Source organism: Paenibacillus sp. TAF43_2, from assembly GCF_052113545.1.
In the GTDB taxonomy this organism is placed as follows: Bacteria; Bacillota; Bacilli; order Paenibacillales; family Paenibacillaceae; genus Pristimantibacillus.
In genome coordinates, this window is the sequence record NZ_JBFRDK010000155.1 from 1 (window position 1) to 14,020 (window position 14,020).

13 protein-coding genes and 1 pseudogene are annotated in these 14,020 nt (G+C 40.5%); 13 read left to right on the forward strand and 1 reads right to left on the reverse strand.

Features of this window, described 5'->3' with window-relative positions; all coding sequences use genetic code 11:
- The 7 genes and pseudogenes from AB4Z17_RS25285 to AB4Z17_RS25315 all read left to right on the forward strand — a co-directional run.
- The coding region (locus tag AB4Z17_RS25285; RefSeq protein ID WP_441962826.1) for a glycoside hydrolase family 43 protein at window positions 1–705 on the forward strand (705 nt) is incomplete at its 5' end.
- 36 nt (window positions 706–741) lie between these two features.
- On the forward strand, window positions 742–900 hold the full coding sequence (locus AB4Z17_RS25290) for a hypothetical protein (RefSeq protein ID WP_441962827.1): 159 nt from the start codon (window positions 742–744) through the stop codon (window positions 898–900).
- Window positions 901–1,707: 807 nt separating this feature from the next.
- The gene (locus tag AB4Z17_RS25295; protein WP_441912096.1) at window positions 1,708–2,277 is read left to right on the forward strand and encodes a MarR family winged helix-turn-helix transcriptional regulator; all 570 of its coding nucleotides are present in this window, start codon (window positions 1,708–1,710) and stop codon (window positions 2,275–2,277) included.
- 105 nt (window positions 2,278–2,382) lie between these two features.
- A complete protein-coding gene (locus tag AB4Z17_RS25300; RefSeq protein WP_441962829.1) occupies window positions 2,383–2,892 on the forward strand; it encodes a hypothetical protein in 510 nt (169 codons plus the stop codon).
- A complete protein-coding gene (locus tag AB4Z17_RS25305; RefSeq protein WP_441962830.1) occupies window positions 2,889–3,755 on the forward strand; it encodes an SDR family oxidoreductase in 867 nt (288 codons plus the stop codon). Before AB4Z17_RS25300 ends, AB4Z17_RS25305 begins: the two co-directional genes overlap by 4 nt.
- Window positions 3,756–3,899: 144 nt before the next feature.
- Window positions 3,900–4,241, forward strand: a pseudogene (locus AB4Z17_RS25310) (helix-turn-helix transcriptional regulator); the annotation flags it as partial.
- 134 nt (window positions 4,242–4,375) lie between these two features.
- Window positions 4,376–5,269, forward strand: a complete 894-nt coding sequence (locus AB4Z17_RS25315; RefSeq protein ID WP_441962831.1) for a nicotianamine synthase family protein — start codon at window positions 4,376–4,378, stop codon at window positions 5,267–5,269.
- A gap of 392 nt (window positions 5,270–5,661) precedes the next feature.
- On the opposite strand, the gene AB4Z17_RS25320 is transcribed toward AB4Z17_RS25315, so the two are convergent.
- Entirely contained in the window at window positions 5,662–7,020 is a 1,359-nt protein-coding gene (locus AB4Z17_RS25320; RefSeq protein WP_441962833.1) for an Nramp family divalent metal transporter, read from the reverse strand.
- Between the two features lie 455 nt (window positions 7,021–7,475).
- On the opposite strand from AB4Z17_RS25320, the gene AB4Z17_RS25325 reads away from it, so the two are divergent.
- The 6 genes from AB4Z17_RS25325 to AB4Z17_RS25350 all read left to right on the forward strand — a co-directional run bounded on the left by AB4Z17_RS25325 (window position 7,476) and on the right by AB4Z17_RS25350 (window position 14,010).
- On the forward strand, window positions 7,476–9,404 hold the full coding sequence (locus AB4Z17_RS25325; RefSeq protein WP_441962835.1) for a heavy metal translocating P-type ATPase: 1,929 nt from the start codon (window positions 7,476–7,478) through the stop codon (window positions 9,402–9,404).
- A 253-nt stretch (window positions 9,405–9,657) separates the two neighbouring features.
- Complete coding sequence (locus AB4Z17_RS25330; protein ID WP_441962837.1) at window positions 9,658–9,813, forward strand: hypothetical protein; 156 nt, start codon at window positions 9,658–9,660, stop codon at window positions 9,811–9,813.
- Between the two features lie 141 nt (window positions 9,814–9,954).
- Window positions 9,955–10,863, forward strand: coding sequence for an SDR family oxidoreductase (locus tag AB4Z17_RS25335; RefSeq protein ID WP_441912106.1), 909 nt, complete (start codon window positions 9,955–9,957; stop codon window positions 10,861–10,863).
- 632 nt (window positions 10,864–11,495) lie between these two features.
- Window positions 11,496–12,035 (forward strand): GNAT family N-acetyltransferase, encoded by a 540-nt coding sequence (locus tag AB4Z17_RS25340; protein WP_441912107.1) that lies wholly within the window; start codon window positions 11,496–11,498, stop codon window positions 12,033–12,035.
- A gap of 555 nt (window positions 12,036–12,590) precedes the next feature.
- Entirely contained in the window at window positions 12,591–13,244 is a 654-nt protein-coding gene (locus AB4Z17_RS25345) for a diaminopimelate epimerase (RefSeq protein WP_441962838.1), read from the forward strand.
- A gap of 1 nt (window position 13,245) precedes the next feature.
- The gene (locus AB4Z17_RS25350) at window positions 13,246–14,010 is read left to right on the forward strand and encodes a class I SAM-dependent methyltransferase (RefSeq protein ID WP_441962840.1); all 765 of its coding nucleotides are present in this window, start codon (window positions 13,246–13,248) and stop codon (window positions 14,008–14,010) included.
- The last annotated feature ends 10 nt before the right edge of the window (window positions 14,011–14,020 follow it).

The window sequence follows — 14,020 nt, forward strand, 5'->3', positions numbered from 1 at the left end:
ATATATTATACGGCGAATGATGGGGGCGGGGACAGCACTCGTAAAATATTCGTCCTTGAAAATGAAGAAGATGACCCTTTTGAAGGAAGCTGGACGGATAAAGGATTTATTCATACAGAATATGCAGGCTTGGACGGTACGGTATTTGAACATATGGGCAGTCTTTTTTTTCTATATGCGGGATATGGCCATTTTCCAGAGTATGGGTCTGCGATTTATATAGCAAAAATGATCAATCCTTGGACAATAGAAGGAGAAAACGTCCTGCTAAGTGCACCAACGGACCCTTGGGAAATGCAAGGTGGCATGGCGATTAATGAGGGACCTGTCATTTTGAAAAATAACGGGAAGATTTTTCTTGTTTTCTCGGCTAGCACTTGTTGGTCTGATGACTATTCACTAGGTTTGCTGACGTGCTCTGAACAGGATGATCTGATGAACCCAAAATCTTGGATAAAAACCGAAAGTCCAGTATTCCAAAAGAGCTTGGAAAACGAAGTGTTTGGGCCTGGGCACAATAGTTTTGTTAAGTCACCTGATGGCAAGGAGGATTGGATAATCTACCACGCTATTTCAGTATCAGGCGCAGGAAGTGCGCATCGAAGTACTAGAGCACAAAAATTCGGATGGGGTGAACAGGGTAATCCCAATTTCGGAATTCCGGTTCCTATCGATCAGCCAATTGATGTACCTTCTGGCGAATAATGAAATCGACTCAAATTTAGATAGGGGAGAGATAAAATGATGCGTTTGGCGCTATTTGGAGATTTGCATTTTTTTGATAACAAATTTGTGCAAGGAAATGAAGAACTGTTAAAGGCTAAAGAATGTTTCTATGAACAATATTTGCAAAAGCTATTCGAAATCGAGGCAGATTTAAACATCTCCCTTGGCGAATGATGGGCAAAAACCAAGATTGGCTTAGATGGAGAAACGAGCATTTGTGCCTCCCGCAGGTTTTATATGAAAAATTACCTCATTAAATGCATATGGGCAAAACACGGACCGGATCAAATCATGTTGTTTTAGTGAAATCACCACACTCCGGCGAATTATGGTTTTGCAACCACTTGGTTCACCTTCATTCTTAAAAATCCACAGCCATTAAGGCTGTGGATTTTTAATTAATGTTGATTATTGAACAAGGGTTCCGTTCTAAGTATATAGTTAGCTCTTACCTCTGCAGCCCAGTTTGCAAAGACCTCTATCCATTGAACACTGTTAATGAAATCGTTAACGAACTGGTTCTCGGAATCCCAATCAATAAATATGTTGAGAGGTGTGATTCCTCCAGCCCAAACGCCATTATTGACGTCAGTTCCTCTCTCTAACTAATAATATTGGAATTCCGAATTGAAAAGCCATGGCAGGCTCGATTTGAGAGAAAGTCGATCCTTCCCAGAACGGAGTGCTCGTTGGCGGTTAGAATTTGAGGAGGAGGTCCTTAAATTACCGCGGACGGGAGGAAGCTCTCTTACAATGCTTACGGGTGAAAGTTTTTTCATGGGAAATTGCTGTGCTTTATCCTTAGTTGTTTTTGTATTGCTCAATTCTCATATCTCCAATGCCAAAGAATCATGATATTCAACGCTAGTCTATACGCATTCGCCCATTTGTGTTACTGGACAATCACGAAGGGGAGAGGAGCTGGGATGACAGCGAAAAAAAATTGTTGACCCAAATATGATTAGGTGCCATACTATATTTATGACGAACGATAAAAATGTAATGATGGATAGTCAAGCTGTTCCTTCACTTGTCCAAACGAAACGTCAGATTGAGCGCTACGGGTTGAACGTCGATGCGCAAGCCGTACTTGTCGCGTCTAGGCTGATGGCCGCTGGAGCCAAGCTTGAACATGCCGCGGAAATTCATTTTTCCAGATTCGGTTTGTCCACTGGCCGGTATCGTTTATTAGCGGATCTTGAAGATCACCAGGGCGAAGAACTGCCCTCGCAATTAGCGGAGCATCTAGGCGTAACGCGTGCTACCGTGACGGGGCTTATCGACAATCTCGAACGGGACGGTTACGTATCCCGCCGGACCAGTTCGGCGGATGGCCGTCAGAAGTCAGTCATCTTAACTGAGAATGGAGCGAGCAAGCTTCGCAACATGGCTTCAGAGCACTTCGAGAGACTGGAAGCGATGGTCCGCTTGCTTACGGTCGAGGAGCGCAGTGTATTTCTCGATTTGTTAGGGCGGGTGACGCAAGGCATGTCAGCATTGTCCGACGAGCCGGGCGCATCCAAGGAAAATGGTAGCATAAAGAAAGGGTAAAACGGGCTAGTCATGCTAGCCCTTATTTACCGCCATATAGTTAGGCGCCTAATTATATGGCGATATAAATAGTTGCAGCAAATCATGGAAGAAAGGGGTGACAACATGAGCAATGTGAAGCATTCGCACAAAACAGATCCTGCTTATAGCCTTGCAACGGAAGGTTCCGAATTAAAAGGTTTTGTGCTATGGCGCGAAGTACTGATGGCCTATGTTTCGCCCGCCGTCATGGCAGGAATCGGGGGACTGATCACAGGCGACGAGAGCCTTCAGATCGCTGCGTTAACCACAATTGGGGGAACGTCCGCGCTGATTGCATGGCTATTGGGGGTCTGGCTGCGCAAACGGGGGAGAAGCATACGTTGGGTTGTTGGACCGCCTCGTTTGCTAGTCGTTGTCATGTTCGCGATAATCTGCGCTTCGCTCGGCTTTTACGCCGCATGGGTGACGAACAAAGTGCCGGATTCAGTTCGTTTGAGCGACTATTCGATTTGGTTTGATCGCATATGGATCGATTTTCCGTTATCCGGCACGATTGCAAGCACAATCATAACATGGCGTTGGCGCAAGGCGTTGGARAAAAATGATACGATAAACGGAGGAGATAGAAGATGATAGCGATTATTGGAGGAACAGGCACGATAGGGAGCGAACTTTTGAAACGTTTGGCCGATCTGGGGGTAAACGCACGGGCGCTCAGCAGGGAACCGGAGATGCTGCGCAACCGGCTCGGAGATGCAGGTAAATCCACGATCGAGGTGGCAGGGGCAGATGCCACCGATCCCGAATCGCTTCGCCGCGCGTTTGCCGGAGTGAAGCAGCTCTTCATGACCATATCCAACAGCCCGAAACAGGTCGAGATGGAAATGTCGATCATTCGCCTCGCCGCCGAAGCCGGCATCGAGCATATCGTCAAAATATCCAGTCCAGCCTTCGAGGAGCTCTCGCCCGTGGCAGTCGCAGGCTGGCATCGCGATATCGAGTCGTTTTTGGACGAGTCCGGTATGACTCGCACGGTATTGCGTCCCTATGCATTCATGCAAAATTTGTTGCGCCATGTTCCGACGATTACAGCTCAAGGTGCTTTCTTCGGTGTCATGGGCGATGCGCCTTGCAATTTCATCGATTGCCGGGATATAGCAGACGTTGCAGTTGAAGTTCTGACCAACCAGGAGGCAGCCGGTCGTATTTATAGGCTTACCGGATCGGAGATCTACAGCTATCCGCAGATCGCGGATAAGCTATCCGCTTTGCTAGGCAAGACGATTCGCTACATAAACGTGGAGCCTCAAGTGATGCTTCGCAATCTGACTGAGCAAGGGCGCATGCCCCCTTGGCTCGCAAACCACGTTGTAGAAATTCAGACGATGTCTACGTTGGTGCCGGAAAGGCCAACGGACGATGTCATGCGTTTACTCGGCAGACAGCCCCGAACGCTGGACGGGTTTCTGCAAGAGAATATGGAAATATTTAGGTAGGAATCTGTGAAAAGCGTGTTCTCCAAACCAAACCGTCTGAACCGGCTGTCACAGCCTTCAGGCGGTTTTTATTCCAGCGAGAGGTTCTGCTTGAAATAGGGAAACCTCTTACGCCGCTCTATTGATGTAATCGATTCTGATTGAGCAAATCCAAGAGCGATAGAATTACTAATCATGCTTCATCAGAATGTTCATGCATCTGGAGGGATTGAAAAACTTCGTGTCAAGGAATTATTCTTAAGCATCTTACATCAAGTTCTAATTGGTTGCATGAATCGAGAGAATGACTTTTTTCACAAATATACCGGATTCCGTCCGATTGACTATGTTATTAATTATCGTATGGAAAGAGCCAGTGACCTACTCAAAGCAGGCAATTACTCCATCCACGATATTGCCGTTAGCGTAGGTTATACAAATTCTTTATATTTCAGCAGATTATTTAAAAAGAAATTTGGTTTGTCTCCATCCGCATACACACATTGAGTGAGTAGGGGACGCGAACATTCGCGTCCCCTTACTTTGTTCCATCCACGTTCCTATATTCGTATACAACCTTGACCATATGAATATATTTTGTAGTAAGAAATTGGATCGAGAATGAAGGAGGAAATGGGTAAATGGATGTTTATTCATCTGGTTCTATTTTACTTACAGGCAACACAACAAGGATACAAATGGTTGATGGCTTTATCGCTTTTATCCGTGAAATAAATGAACTTCTTCAAAAAGAAGTTGATCTGTCTCCTGCTAATCAATTAGTTACGAATATGATTAGACGCCTTTCACTTCAATTACGTTCCCACTACTTACCGGAGGAGGTACAGGCCGTTCTTAGCAACGAATATATTCGAATGAACCAACGAAATTTGCAGGATAAGTTGTCAGAAGCCGAATTTTTAGTAGAGTTAGGCGATTCTCTTCACATTAGCAAATCAGAGGATACCGTCTTGGATAACATTCGAAGGCTGTCTTACTGGAACATTTATATGGCATTAGTTAGTGAGGAGCTGTCCACTCTTCGACGGATTACTCGAGCGGATGGTCAGAAAGAGAAGTCGGGGATTGTCTTTGTTGGAAGTGGACCGATGCCGCTAAGTCCTATTATTTTGCATCTAATCGGGGATGTTGAGGTTCTCTGCCTGGAAATTGATCCTGTGGCCTATGATGCATCATGCTTTTTGCTCGAGCGTATGGGATTAGGGAATAAAGTGACTGTTGTATTGGAGAATGGATCAGATTTTGATTATAGCTCTTATAGTAGAGTATTCGTGGCTAGTCTCGTTAGAGATAAGATTGGGGTGCTGAATCAAATTAAACGTACATCCCCAGATTCTCTAGTAGCTGTTCGAACAGCTGAGGGAATGAAGCGAATCATGTACGAAGCGGTTGATGAATCGCAGTTGAAAAAGCAAKGGTGGCGGATTATGGCGCGAACTTGGCCTGAAGAAACTCTAGTCATTAATTCGACCTTGTTTCTTGAAAGTATGACTACTCCTGCCATACCTGGTTGACATCGTATCGTGTACATAACGTCAATGCAATCGACATTATTGGCGTGGATCTTGAGGATCTGATTCGCATGGATAGGATAAAAAGGATGTAAAAACATTAGTTATTGGGATAGCTAGAAACTAGTGAATAGGTCGCGGAACTTGTCATAAAAATAAATGAGAATGCTGTCGGTGATCTGCACCGATACACAGAGTTACAGCTAAGCGGGTCCAAACGGGTTTGAAATACAGGTGTTAAACGAGGTGTTTATGGTTGAACACGCTTTGATGAAAGCCAGAATCAAACGAGAGCGCCCACAGCGTTGTGGGCGCGTTCTTTCTTTTTCACGGGCACTTGCTCGAACGGAAATGCAGGCAGTGGAATCCTCTGTCGGAAGATAATGTTACAGAAGTTAACCTAAATCATGACCGGTTATTACAATGTAAGCGACTAGGAAAATATTTAACGTTAGAATGATCACAGTAGAAAGCCAAGCTAATACTTTAACCCAGTTTCGGTTTGCAAACTCACCCATCTTCCTTTTATCGCTAGTAAATAATACGAGTGGAATAACTGCAAAAGGCAATTGTAAACTGAGTACTACTTGGCTCCACAAGAGTAAATTACCAGTTCCCTTTGAACCAGCAATCCATGTAACAACAAACGCGGGTACGACTGCTATTAATCGAGTAATCATACGACGGAGCCAAGGGGAAATTCTTAAGTTTATAAAACCCTCCATTACAATTTGACCTGCTAATGTTCCCGTGATTGTTGAATTTTGACCAGATGCAAGCAGAGCAACCGCAAATAAAGTGCTTGCAATGCCTATACCTACAGTTGGGCTTAATAGCGCATAGGCTCCTTCAATTTCAGTAACATTCAAACCGGTTCCGTGGAAAGCAGYTGCACCTAGAATCAGAATGGCGGAGTTTATTAGGAAGGCAATAAATAATGAAATGTTCGAATCCCATATAGAAAACTTCAAGGCTTCTTTTCGTCCTTCTGTATTTCGCTTGAATTGTCTAGTTTGCACGATGGATGAATGCAAATAAAGATTATGCGGCATAACTGTTGCTCCTAAAATTCCTAAAGAGATAAACAACATCTCTGGATTTGTAACTATTTCAAACCTCGGTACATAACCGCCTAATAACGCTGTTACTTCTGGTTTTGAAACAATCACTTCAAATACGAATACAACGAATATCGTCGCCATTAATACGAGGATGATGGATTCAATAATACGAAACCCTTTCTTCTGTAAAAGCAACAAAAGCAGCACATCCAGTGTTGTAATTAAGATACCGAGTAATAAAGGGATTCCGAATAGTAAATTAAGAGCAATGGCCGATCCAATGACCTCCGCTAAATCACATGCAATAATTGCAACCTCTGATAAAATCCAAAGAATAAAGGAGGTTTTTAGACCAACTGCATCTCTAGTTGCCTGGGCTAGATCCCTGCCCGTCACAACTCCTAATTTTGCAGCCAATGACTGAAGCAACATCGCTATTAAATTTGAAATTAAAATAATGGATAATAAGGTATAGCCAAAACGTGCTCCTCCAGCAATCGAAGTCGCCCAGTTTCCAGGGTCAACATAACCTACAGCCACTAAAGATCCCGGTCCAGCAAAAGCAAAAAATTTCCGCCAAAATCTTGCTTTACTTGGAATGCTAATGGAATTGTTAACTTCCTCCAAGCTTACATTAGAGCTGTGTCGTAGCCATCCCATATCTGCCTCTACTTGCTTAACTTGATCACTCATTGTAACATCACTCCCTCACAATGCTTAAATGTTTCCCTAGGTAAACTCTTTTTGTAATAACCAAATATTATTCCTCAAGGAAACTAATTGCAAGTTTTTTTTATGTGCTTCTTATTTTATTCAGCTTCGTCGAAGACTAAGCTTGGGCATATAATCCTTTGTAGATGCCAAAGGGGCACACTAAAAGTGCAGCCTACATGAACTATGTTATTACCCTCCTCTAAAAGTGTTGCATGATTGACTAAAAATTTAACGAACGAAAAAATTAGTTTACTTCTCTATCCGTGTTAATTATAATGATTCTAAACAAAGTTTTTACCTGATGCAAAATTTATGCATCAATACAACATTAATAATCATTCTCAAAACATGCTGTCCCTRAGTCCAGGGGCAGCATGAACTGTTTTAAGGGTAGTAAAAATAATGATCATTCTCAATGAAAAGGAGTGTTTTACATGTCTGAAATTATTGAAGCTGTTCAACGTACAGAAAATAGAAACCAAACTGTTAAACAAAAGAAGCTTAGTCATTGGATCGATCGTTACGGTGAAATGTCAGCGGTAATCGTGAGTGGCGTAATAATTGGATTAGCATGGATTATAGGGTACTTTTCAATAGGTATTTCAATTTGTCTTTATTTACTTGCTTATATTGTTGGTGGGTATGTAAAAGCCAAAGAGGGATATTTAACACTTGTTCATAAAAAAGATCTAGATGTGAATCTGTTAATGATCGTGGCTGCGATTGGTGCAGCATGTATTGGTTATTGGGCAGAAGGTGCTGTATTAATTTTTATCTTCTCATTAAGTGGTGCTTTAGAGACACTTACAATGGCAAGAAGTTCAAGAGATATATCTACTTTAAAGGAATTGAAACCGGAAACTGCTGTATTATTTCATTTGGGTAAGGAAAAACAAGTGCCAATTGAAGAATTAACTGTCGGTGATATGGTTGTAGTCAAAACAGGAGAACGAATTCCTGCTGATGGTATTGTGAAAGAGGGGAAATCTGTAGTAAATCAAGCCTCCATTACAGGAGAGAGCATGCCAGTTGATAAAGCAGTTGGCGATGAAGTATTTGCTGGTACGTTAAATGGGGAAGGAGCATTGTTTGTTGAAGTCTCTAAATCAAGTGAATCAACATTGTTTTCCAAAATTATACGTTTGGTCCAAGAGGCTCAAAATGAAATGCCAAAATCTCAACGATTTATTGAAAAATTTGAGCGAATATATGCTAGGTTTATTATCATTTCAACAGCAATCCTTATCGCAGTTCCTTATTGGTTAATGGGTTGGGATTGGAGTACAACCTTCTATCGTGCAATGGTGTTTCTTGTTGTAGCCTCTCCATGTGCATTGGTTGCTTCGATTATGCCAGCTATGCTTTCGGCAATATCAAATTGCGCTAGGAAAGGATTGTTATTGAAAGGTGGCTTGCATTTGGAAAATTTATCCGGAATAAAATTGATTGCTTTTGATAAAACGGGTACTTTGACCTATGGGAAACCGTTAGTGACTGACATTTTTCCATTCCAGCAATTTAGTGAATCGCAGTTGCTTCAAGTTTCAGCTTCTATTGAATCTTTAACTACTCATCCTATTGCAAAAGCCATTGTTCAAAAAGCAAGTGAAATGTCAGTAACGCTAATACGTCCGACTGATTTTCAAGCTTTAACAGGTTGGGGAGTACAGGCCAAGATGTATGAGGATTTTTGGAGGATTGGGAAGCCAGGGATGTTTGATGACGATTTGTGTAGTGATCCAATTAAATCACAAATTTATCAACTAGAGCAGCAAGGCAAAACGGTTATATTAGTGGCAAATACAGTAGGAATTGCAGGAATAATTGCCTTGCAGGACCGTATTCGACCACAAGTTAAAAATACGATTTTTCAATTAAGGAGGCTTGGCATTCAGGTTGCTATGCTAACCGGCGATCAAAAAAGAACTGCAGAAGCTATTGCTTGTGAGGCAGGTATTGATCTTGTATACGCTGAACTTTTACCAACTGATAAGTTAGATATGATAAAGCGCTTGAAAGAGGAATATAGCCATGTGGCTATGGTTGGGGACGGAGTGAATGATGCCCCCGCATTAGCGACAGCATCTGTTGGCATTGCAATGGGTGTAGCAGGAAGTGATGTTGCACTAGAAACAGCTGATTTGGTTCTTATGAATGATGATTTAGAAAAAATTAAAGAAGCCATTGTGCTTGGAAGGCGAATGAAGCTGATTGTTAAACAAAACTTGGTTTTTGCAGTATTAGTGATTACATCACTGATTCTTTCCAATTTTATAATGGGAGTCCCCCTTCCTTTGGGTGTTGTTGGACATGAAGGAAGTACTATTTTAGTTATATTGAATGGATTGCGCTTATTGCGGTAATTCGCAATAATGCAATATGGACAGAGCTTTTGGCAGATCGATATGCTATTAATCGGATGAGCACCGAGGTGCCGAGAGGGCAAGTATTTCTTCCAGCGATATACGCATTTCAATGACTAACCGTAAAACATTGATCATTTCAATAGTCGTATTAATTATGATGTCATTTTTAATTAGAAGGTGCTTGAATTAATAAGGTTAGTTTATGCCAAATTATACTATTCTCCGTAGTTTAAATAAAGGAGGATTACAAGTGTCACAGGTTCTTTTCTTTTTTGCCATTATTACTATTGTAGCGGTTGTATTGTCTTTCATTGTTGTGAAATCCATTAGAATGTCTGTAGTTGCGAAAATGGATGGAGGAGATAAGAGGTTATCGAAAGAAAACACTTATTTTGAAAAGAATTGATAATAAACATACTACATTAAGAATAGGTTTAGATGTGGCTCGGATCTTTCAAAGAAAAGTTAGTATAACATTTTCATTTACTAGCGGTATTTTTTAAAAAAACTAGCACAAACAAAAACAAATATTCAGAGGAGGTAAACCATGCAATTCTCCTATCCAGTGTACCCCTTTCTTGGTTATCGAACCAAGTTAGTACAGGAGCCTATAGCATTTCCACCACAGCATCAGGATCATGTCCCTGGTCTGGAGTATCTCATGGTACCTCGTCCTATTTTTGATTATCCTGGATATGTAGGCAGCTGCAAGCTGAAAGGGAAGGTTGCGATTATAACAGGAGGCGATAGCGGATTTGGGCGTGCAATTGCCGCCGCTTACGCCAAAGAAGGTGCTGACCTAGCTATTGTTTATTTAAATGAACATATTGATGCGGAAGAAACCAAAAAGTATGTTGAGCAATTTGGCACTCGCTGTCTGCTGCTGCCCAGAGATCTTCGCGATCCAGCCAGTTCGCCAAATATAATAGCTGAAACGCTCAGTCACTATAATAGACTAGACATCTTAATCAATAATGCAGCCGTTCAACCTTTTACAAGCAGTTTAATGGACATTTCCGATGAACAACTCGAAAACACTTTTCGAACCAATATATTCCCCTTGTTTTATTTGACTAAAGCAGCGCTGCCTTATTTGGATAAAGGCAGCGCCATCATCAATACAACTTCAAGGGTCGCTTACGAAGGAGACAAGGATGTCATTGATTACTCGGCAACTAAAGGTGCAATAGTAAGTTTTACTCGCAGTATGGCACTATCTTTGGCTGAGAAATGTATCCGGGTAAATGCGGTCGCTCCAGGTCCGTCTTGGACTCCGCTCAATGTTAGTACCTACTCCAAGGAACATGTATCTACTTTAGGCACTAACAGCCCTTTCGGACGTGCAGCACAACCTTTCGAGATAGCACCAGCCTTTGTGTACCTCGCATCAAATGAATCCATGTACGTCACTGGTCAAGTGATTCACGTGAATGGAGGTTTGATCCGTTACTCCTGATTTTAGGCAATTGAAAAATACTAGGTATTTTATCGATCACATACACCATTTTGAATAGGTTGATCTTTTCATGAGAACTACTTCTATAAAATCATAAAAGAAATTTCTGAACTATATGGGGATTTTGAAGAACCATCATAAGGATTTTATTAAAACAAACCTAAATTGGCATCATCGCCTTTATAGGTTTCTTTTTTTTGTTGGGGGTTACCTAGTGTTGAATAAATCCATTCCTCCCTATCTTGAAGTAGATTGAAGACATTTCCTGCTCTCAAGGGATGATGAACCCACGCCCGAGGTTGAAGCACTGATTCGCAAAAACGTTCTGCCGCTTCGGATTTCGTTTTGATTTCTGATCTTGTCTCAAAGCTTAACCTAATGACATTGCCCTTCCAGGTGGCTATTTTTATTGCTCATTTAGTGACCTATCTGCTAAAGGATACGCTATAAATGAGGGATTGTGGACAAGCTGATAAGATCAGCTCACATCATTCTCTGCCGCAGATAAATCGTAAGTAAATTCTACGATGAATTTACACAAAGACCATATAGATTTAATTAAAGCATCGAAGTTCTTTTATATACTTTAATGGTTAGAAATAGCGAAATAAAAGGACTAGGTGGTAGATTTGATGTTAAAAAAACGTGATTTGCAGGAATGCCATTCACTTTATGACTTAATGATGGATCCTGCGGTTTTTCCTTACGTTCGTTATAATTGTCAATTTTATGAACAATACTTATTCATAACCAAACAGTTGATTGTTGAAGAAGAACAGGAGACATGTATATCTAGAACAATTATAAATGAGAATGGACATCCCATTGGTACTATTGATCTATATGATATTGTTAATAAAAGCGGCTTCTTAGCCACATGGATTGGAGCTCCTTATTTTGGAAAAGGTTATAACCAACGAGCGAAGGAATCCTTTTTTACTGAACTATTCCTTGAACATAGTATCGAAACGGTATTTTTGAAAGTCCGTAAACAAAATATTCGATCGAGGAAGGCGATAGAGAAACTACCGTACACCAAATTAGCAAATGATATAAACCATCAAATATATAAATCGATAAATAATTCGCAACAGATCTATGATTTGTATAAAGTAGAGCGGTTAGACTTCTTAGATTGCAGTAAAGCCATTCAACATGATATTGCTACGTAACAAACTGTGTTAAAAACTAACTTTAAGAAAATTTTGGTACAAATTTTTGTACGACGAAAAGCTTCACTATAACCAACGTTACTGCTTAGCTGGATAAAAAACAATTTACAATAGTAAGTCAGTAGAGAGTTTTAAGAGCATGTACAAGGGAGAGCTCCCGTTAATCAGAACACTTTCATCCTATCAAGGACAGATGAAAAAGGTTAATGGGAGGAAATTGTTACTTTGTTATTGGATTTAAAGCTGGGAGTGGGGAATGGAAAATATTCTTTTGCACTCTTTTGAATTGTAAGCCGCCTTTTTAGGTGGCTTTTCTTTTTGAAAAACATTAAATTTCGTGCAACCGCTGTTTAGTAGCGTCAAATAGTATTGAAAATCCAAAAAAAACCAAAATCAATATTGACACGTTTCAACATCATGCTATAATCAAACCTGAGAGTGATAATCGTAATCATTACATATAAATCGATGGTATATCGTAATAATTACACTTTATACCTTGGGAAACTCTAATTAAAGGAATACCAATAAAAAATCGGAGGGTTGAGGGTAGTTGTGATGAAACAGGAAATAGATTTTATTAAGTTTAATCCAACACAAAATATGACGATTTTAGTTAAATCGAATCATCCTGTTGATGAGTATAAGCATATTGCAACAAAAATGATGTCCTATGACAACGTGAATGCAGAGCAAGTAGGTTTTATCGAAAAATCGAATAAAAAAGAAGCGGATGCCCATTTGATTATGGCTGGAGGTGAGTTTTGCGGTAATGCGTGCATGTCATTGGCAGCTTTTATTGCGTCAGAAAAAGGGTTGGATCAGGATGCCTTGGCGGAAATGCGATTAGAGGTATCAGGAACAGATAAATTAATCATGTGCCAGGTAAGAAAAATGGCAGATGAATATTTATGTCAAGTGGCTATGCCAGTTCCTAACAAGATAGAAAAGAGAACGATTAAACATGACGGTTGCGATCTCGATGTTATTCTAGTGAGTTACCACGAGTTTACTCATATTGTGATAGAAGTAGAGCAATTTGATAAATGGAATAGAGATAAAGCGCAAAGATTAGCTAAATTATTTGGATCAACTTTAAAAGCAAACTTGGTTGGTATTTTATTATTTAAATCAAAATCTGCTGAATTAGCTCCGCTGATTTATGTTCCGCATCTAGACAGTATGATCTGGGAAAGGGTTTCAAAATAAATTGATTAAATTTTCAGATGAATTCGATCAATTAGCAGGTCGATATGATCATACGGTTAACAATAGCTCGGAGATGGAAAATTTAATAGATGAATATTCGAAATTCGTAACAAACAGAAGTAACCATGAAGCTTGGGATCTACTTGGACATTATGATTCCAATGATATTCTTCAACTTGTGGTGGATTTGAGAAGAAAATCGGCATTTTGCGTTGCGATTATGGAGAAATATCGTGCATTGAAGCTTCATGAAGGAAATGCTGGGATAACCGATTATTTCAAAAACATAGAATCGTGCATCGAAGAAGAATTTGGGAGCTTCCAACTATCCTCGGATTCAAAAGTGTTATTAATAGGCTCAGGTGCATTTCCGATGACGCCCATTTTAATTGCTAAGCGAACAGGAGCGGAGGTCGTTGGCTTAGATATTGATGATGAAGCTATTGAGCTGGGACGGAGCGTTGTGGAGAAACTTGGCAGTGGCTTGAAAATTCGATTAGAGAAAAGACTGGTGGAAAATCTTGAATTTACGACAGAGGCGACTCATATCATATTTAGCTCAACCGTTGAAAATAAATATGACATATTGGATCAACTATATTCATTGACCAATGAGCATGTCGTTGTGGCAGTGAGATATGGAGAACAATTAAAATCATTATTCAATTTCCCGTTGAAAGAGGTGAATGCTCAAAAGTGGAAGTTGGTTGAACAAGTAAGACGTCCAGATCATTTGTTTGATATTGCATTGTACAAAAAAGCATAATGTGCTTTTT

Coding starts and splice junctions, on each gene's coding strand:
- AB4Z17_RS25290 (WP_441962827.1), top strand. CDS start 742: ATGATGCGTTTGGCGCTATTTGGAGATTTGCATTTTTTTGATAACAAA.
- AB4Z17_RS25295 (WP_441912096.1), top strand. CDS start 1,708: ATGACGAACGATAAAAATGTAATGATGGATAGTCAAGCTGTTCCTTCA.
- AB4Z17_RS25305 (WP_441962830.1), top strand. CDS start 2,889: ATGATAGCGATTATTGGAGGAACAGGCACGATAGGGAGCGAACTTTTG.
- AB4Z17_RS25325 (WP_441962835.1), top strand. CDS start 7,476: ATGTCTGAAATTATTGAAGCTGTTCAACGTACAGAAAATAGAAACCAA.
- AB4Z17_RS25335 (WP_441912106.1), top strand. CDS start 9,955: ATGCAATTCTCCTATCCAGTGTACCCCTTTCTTGGTTATCGAACCAAG.
- AB4Z17_RS25340 (WP_441912107.1), top strand. CDS start 11,496: ATGTTAAAAAAACGTGATTTGCAGGAATGCCATTCACTTTATGACTTA.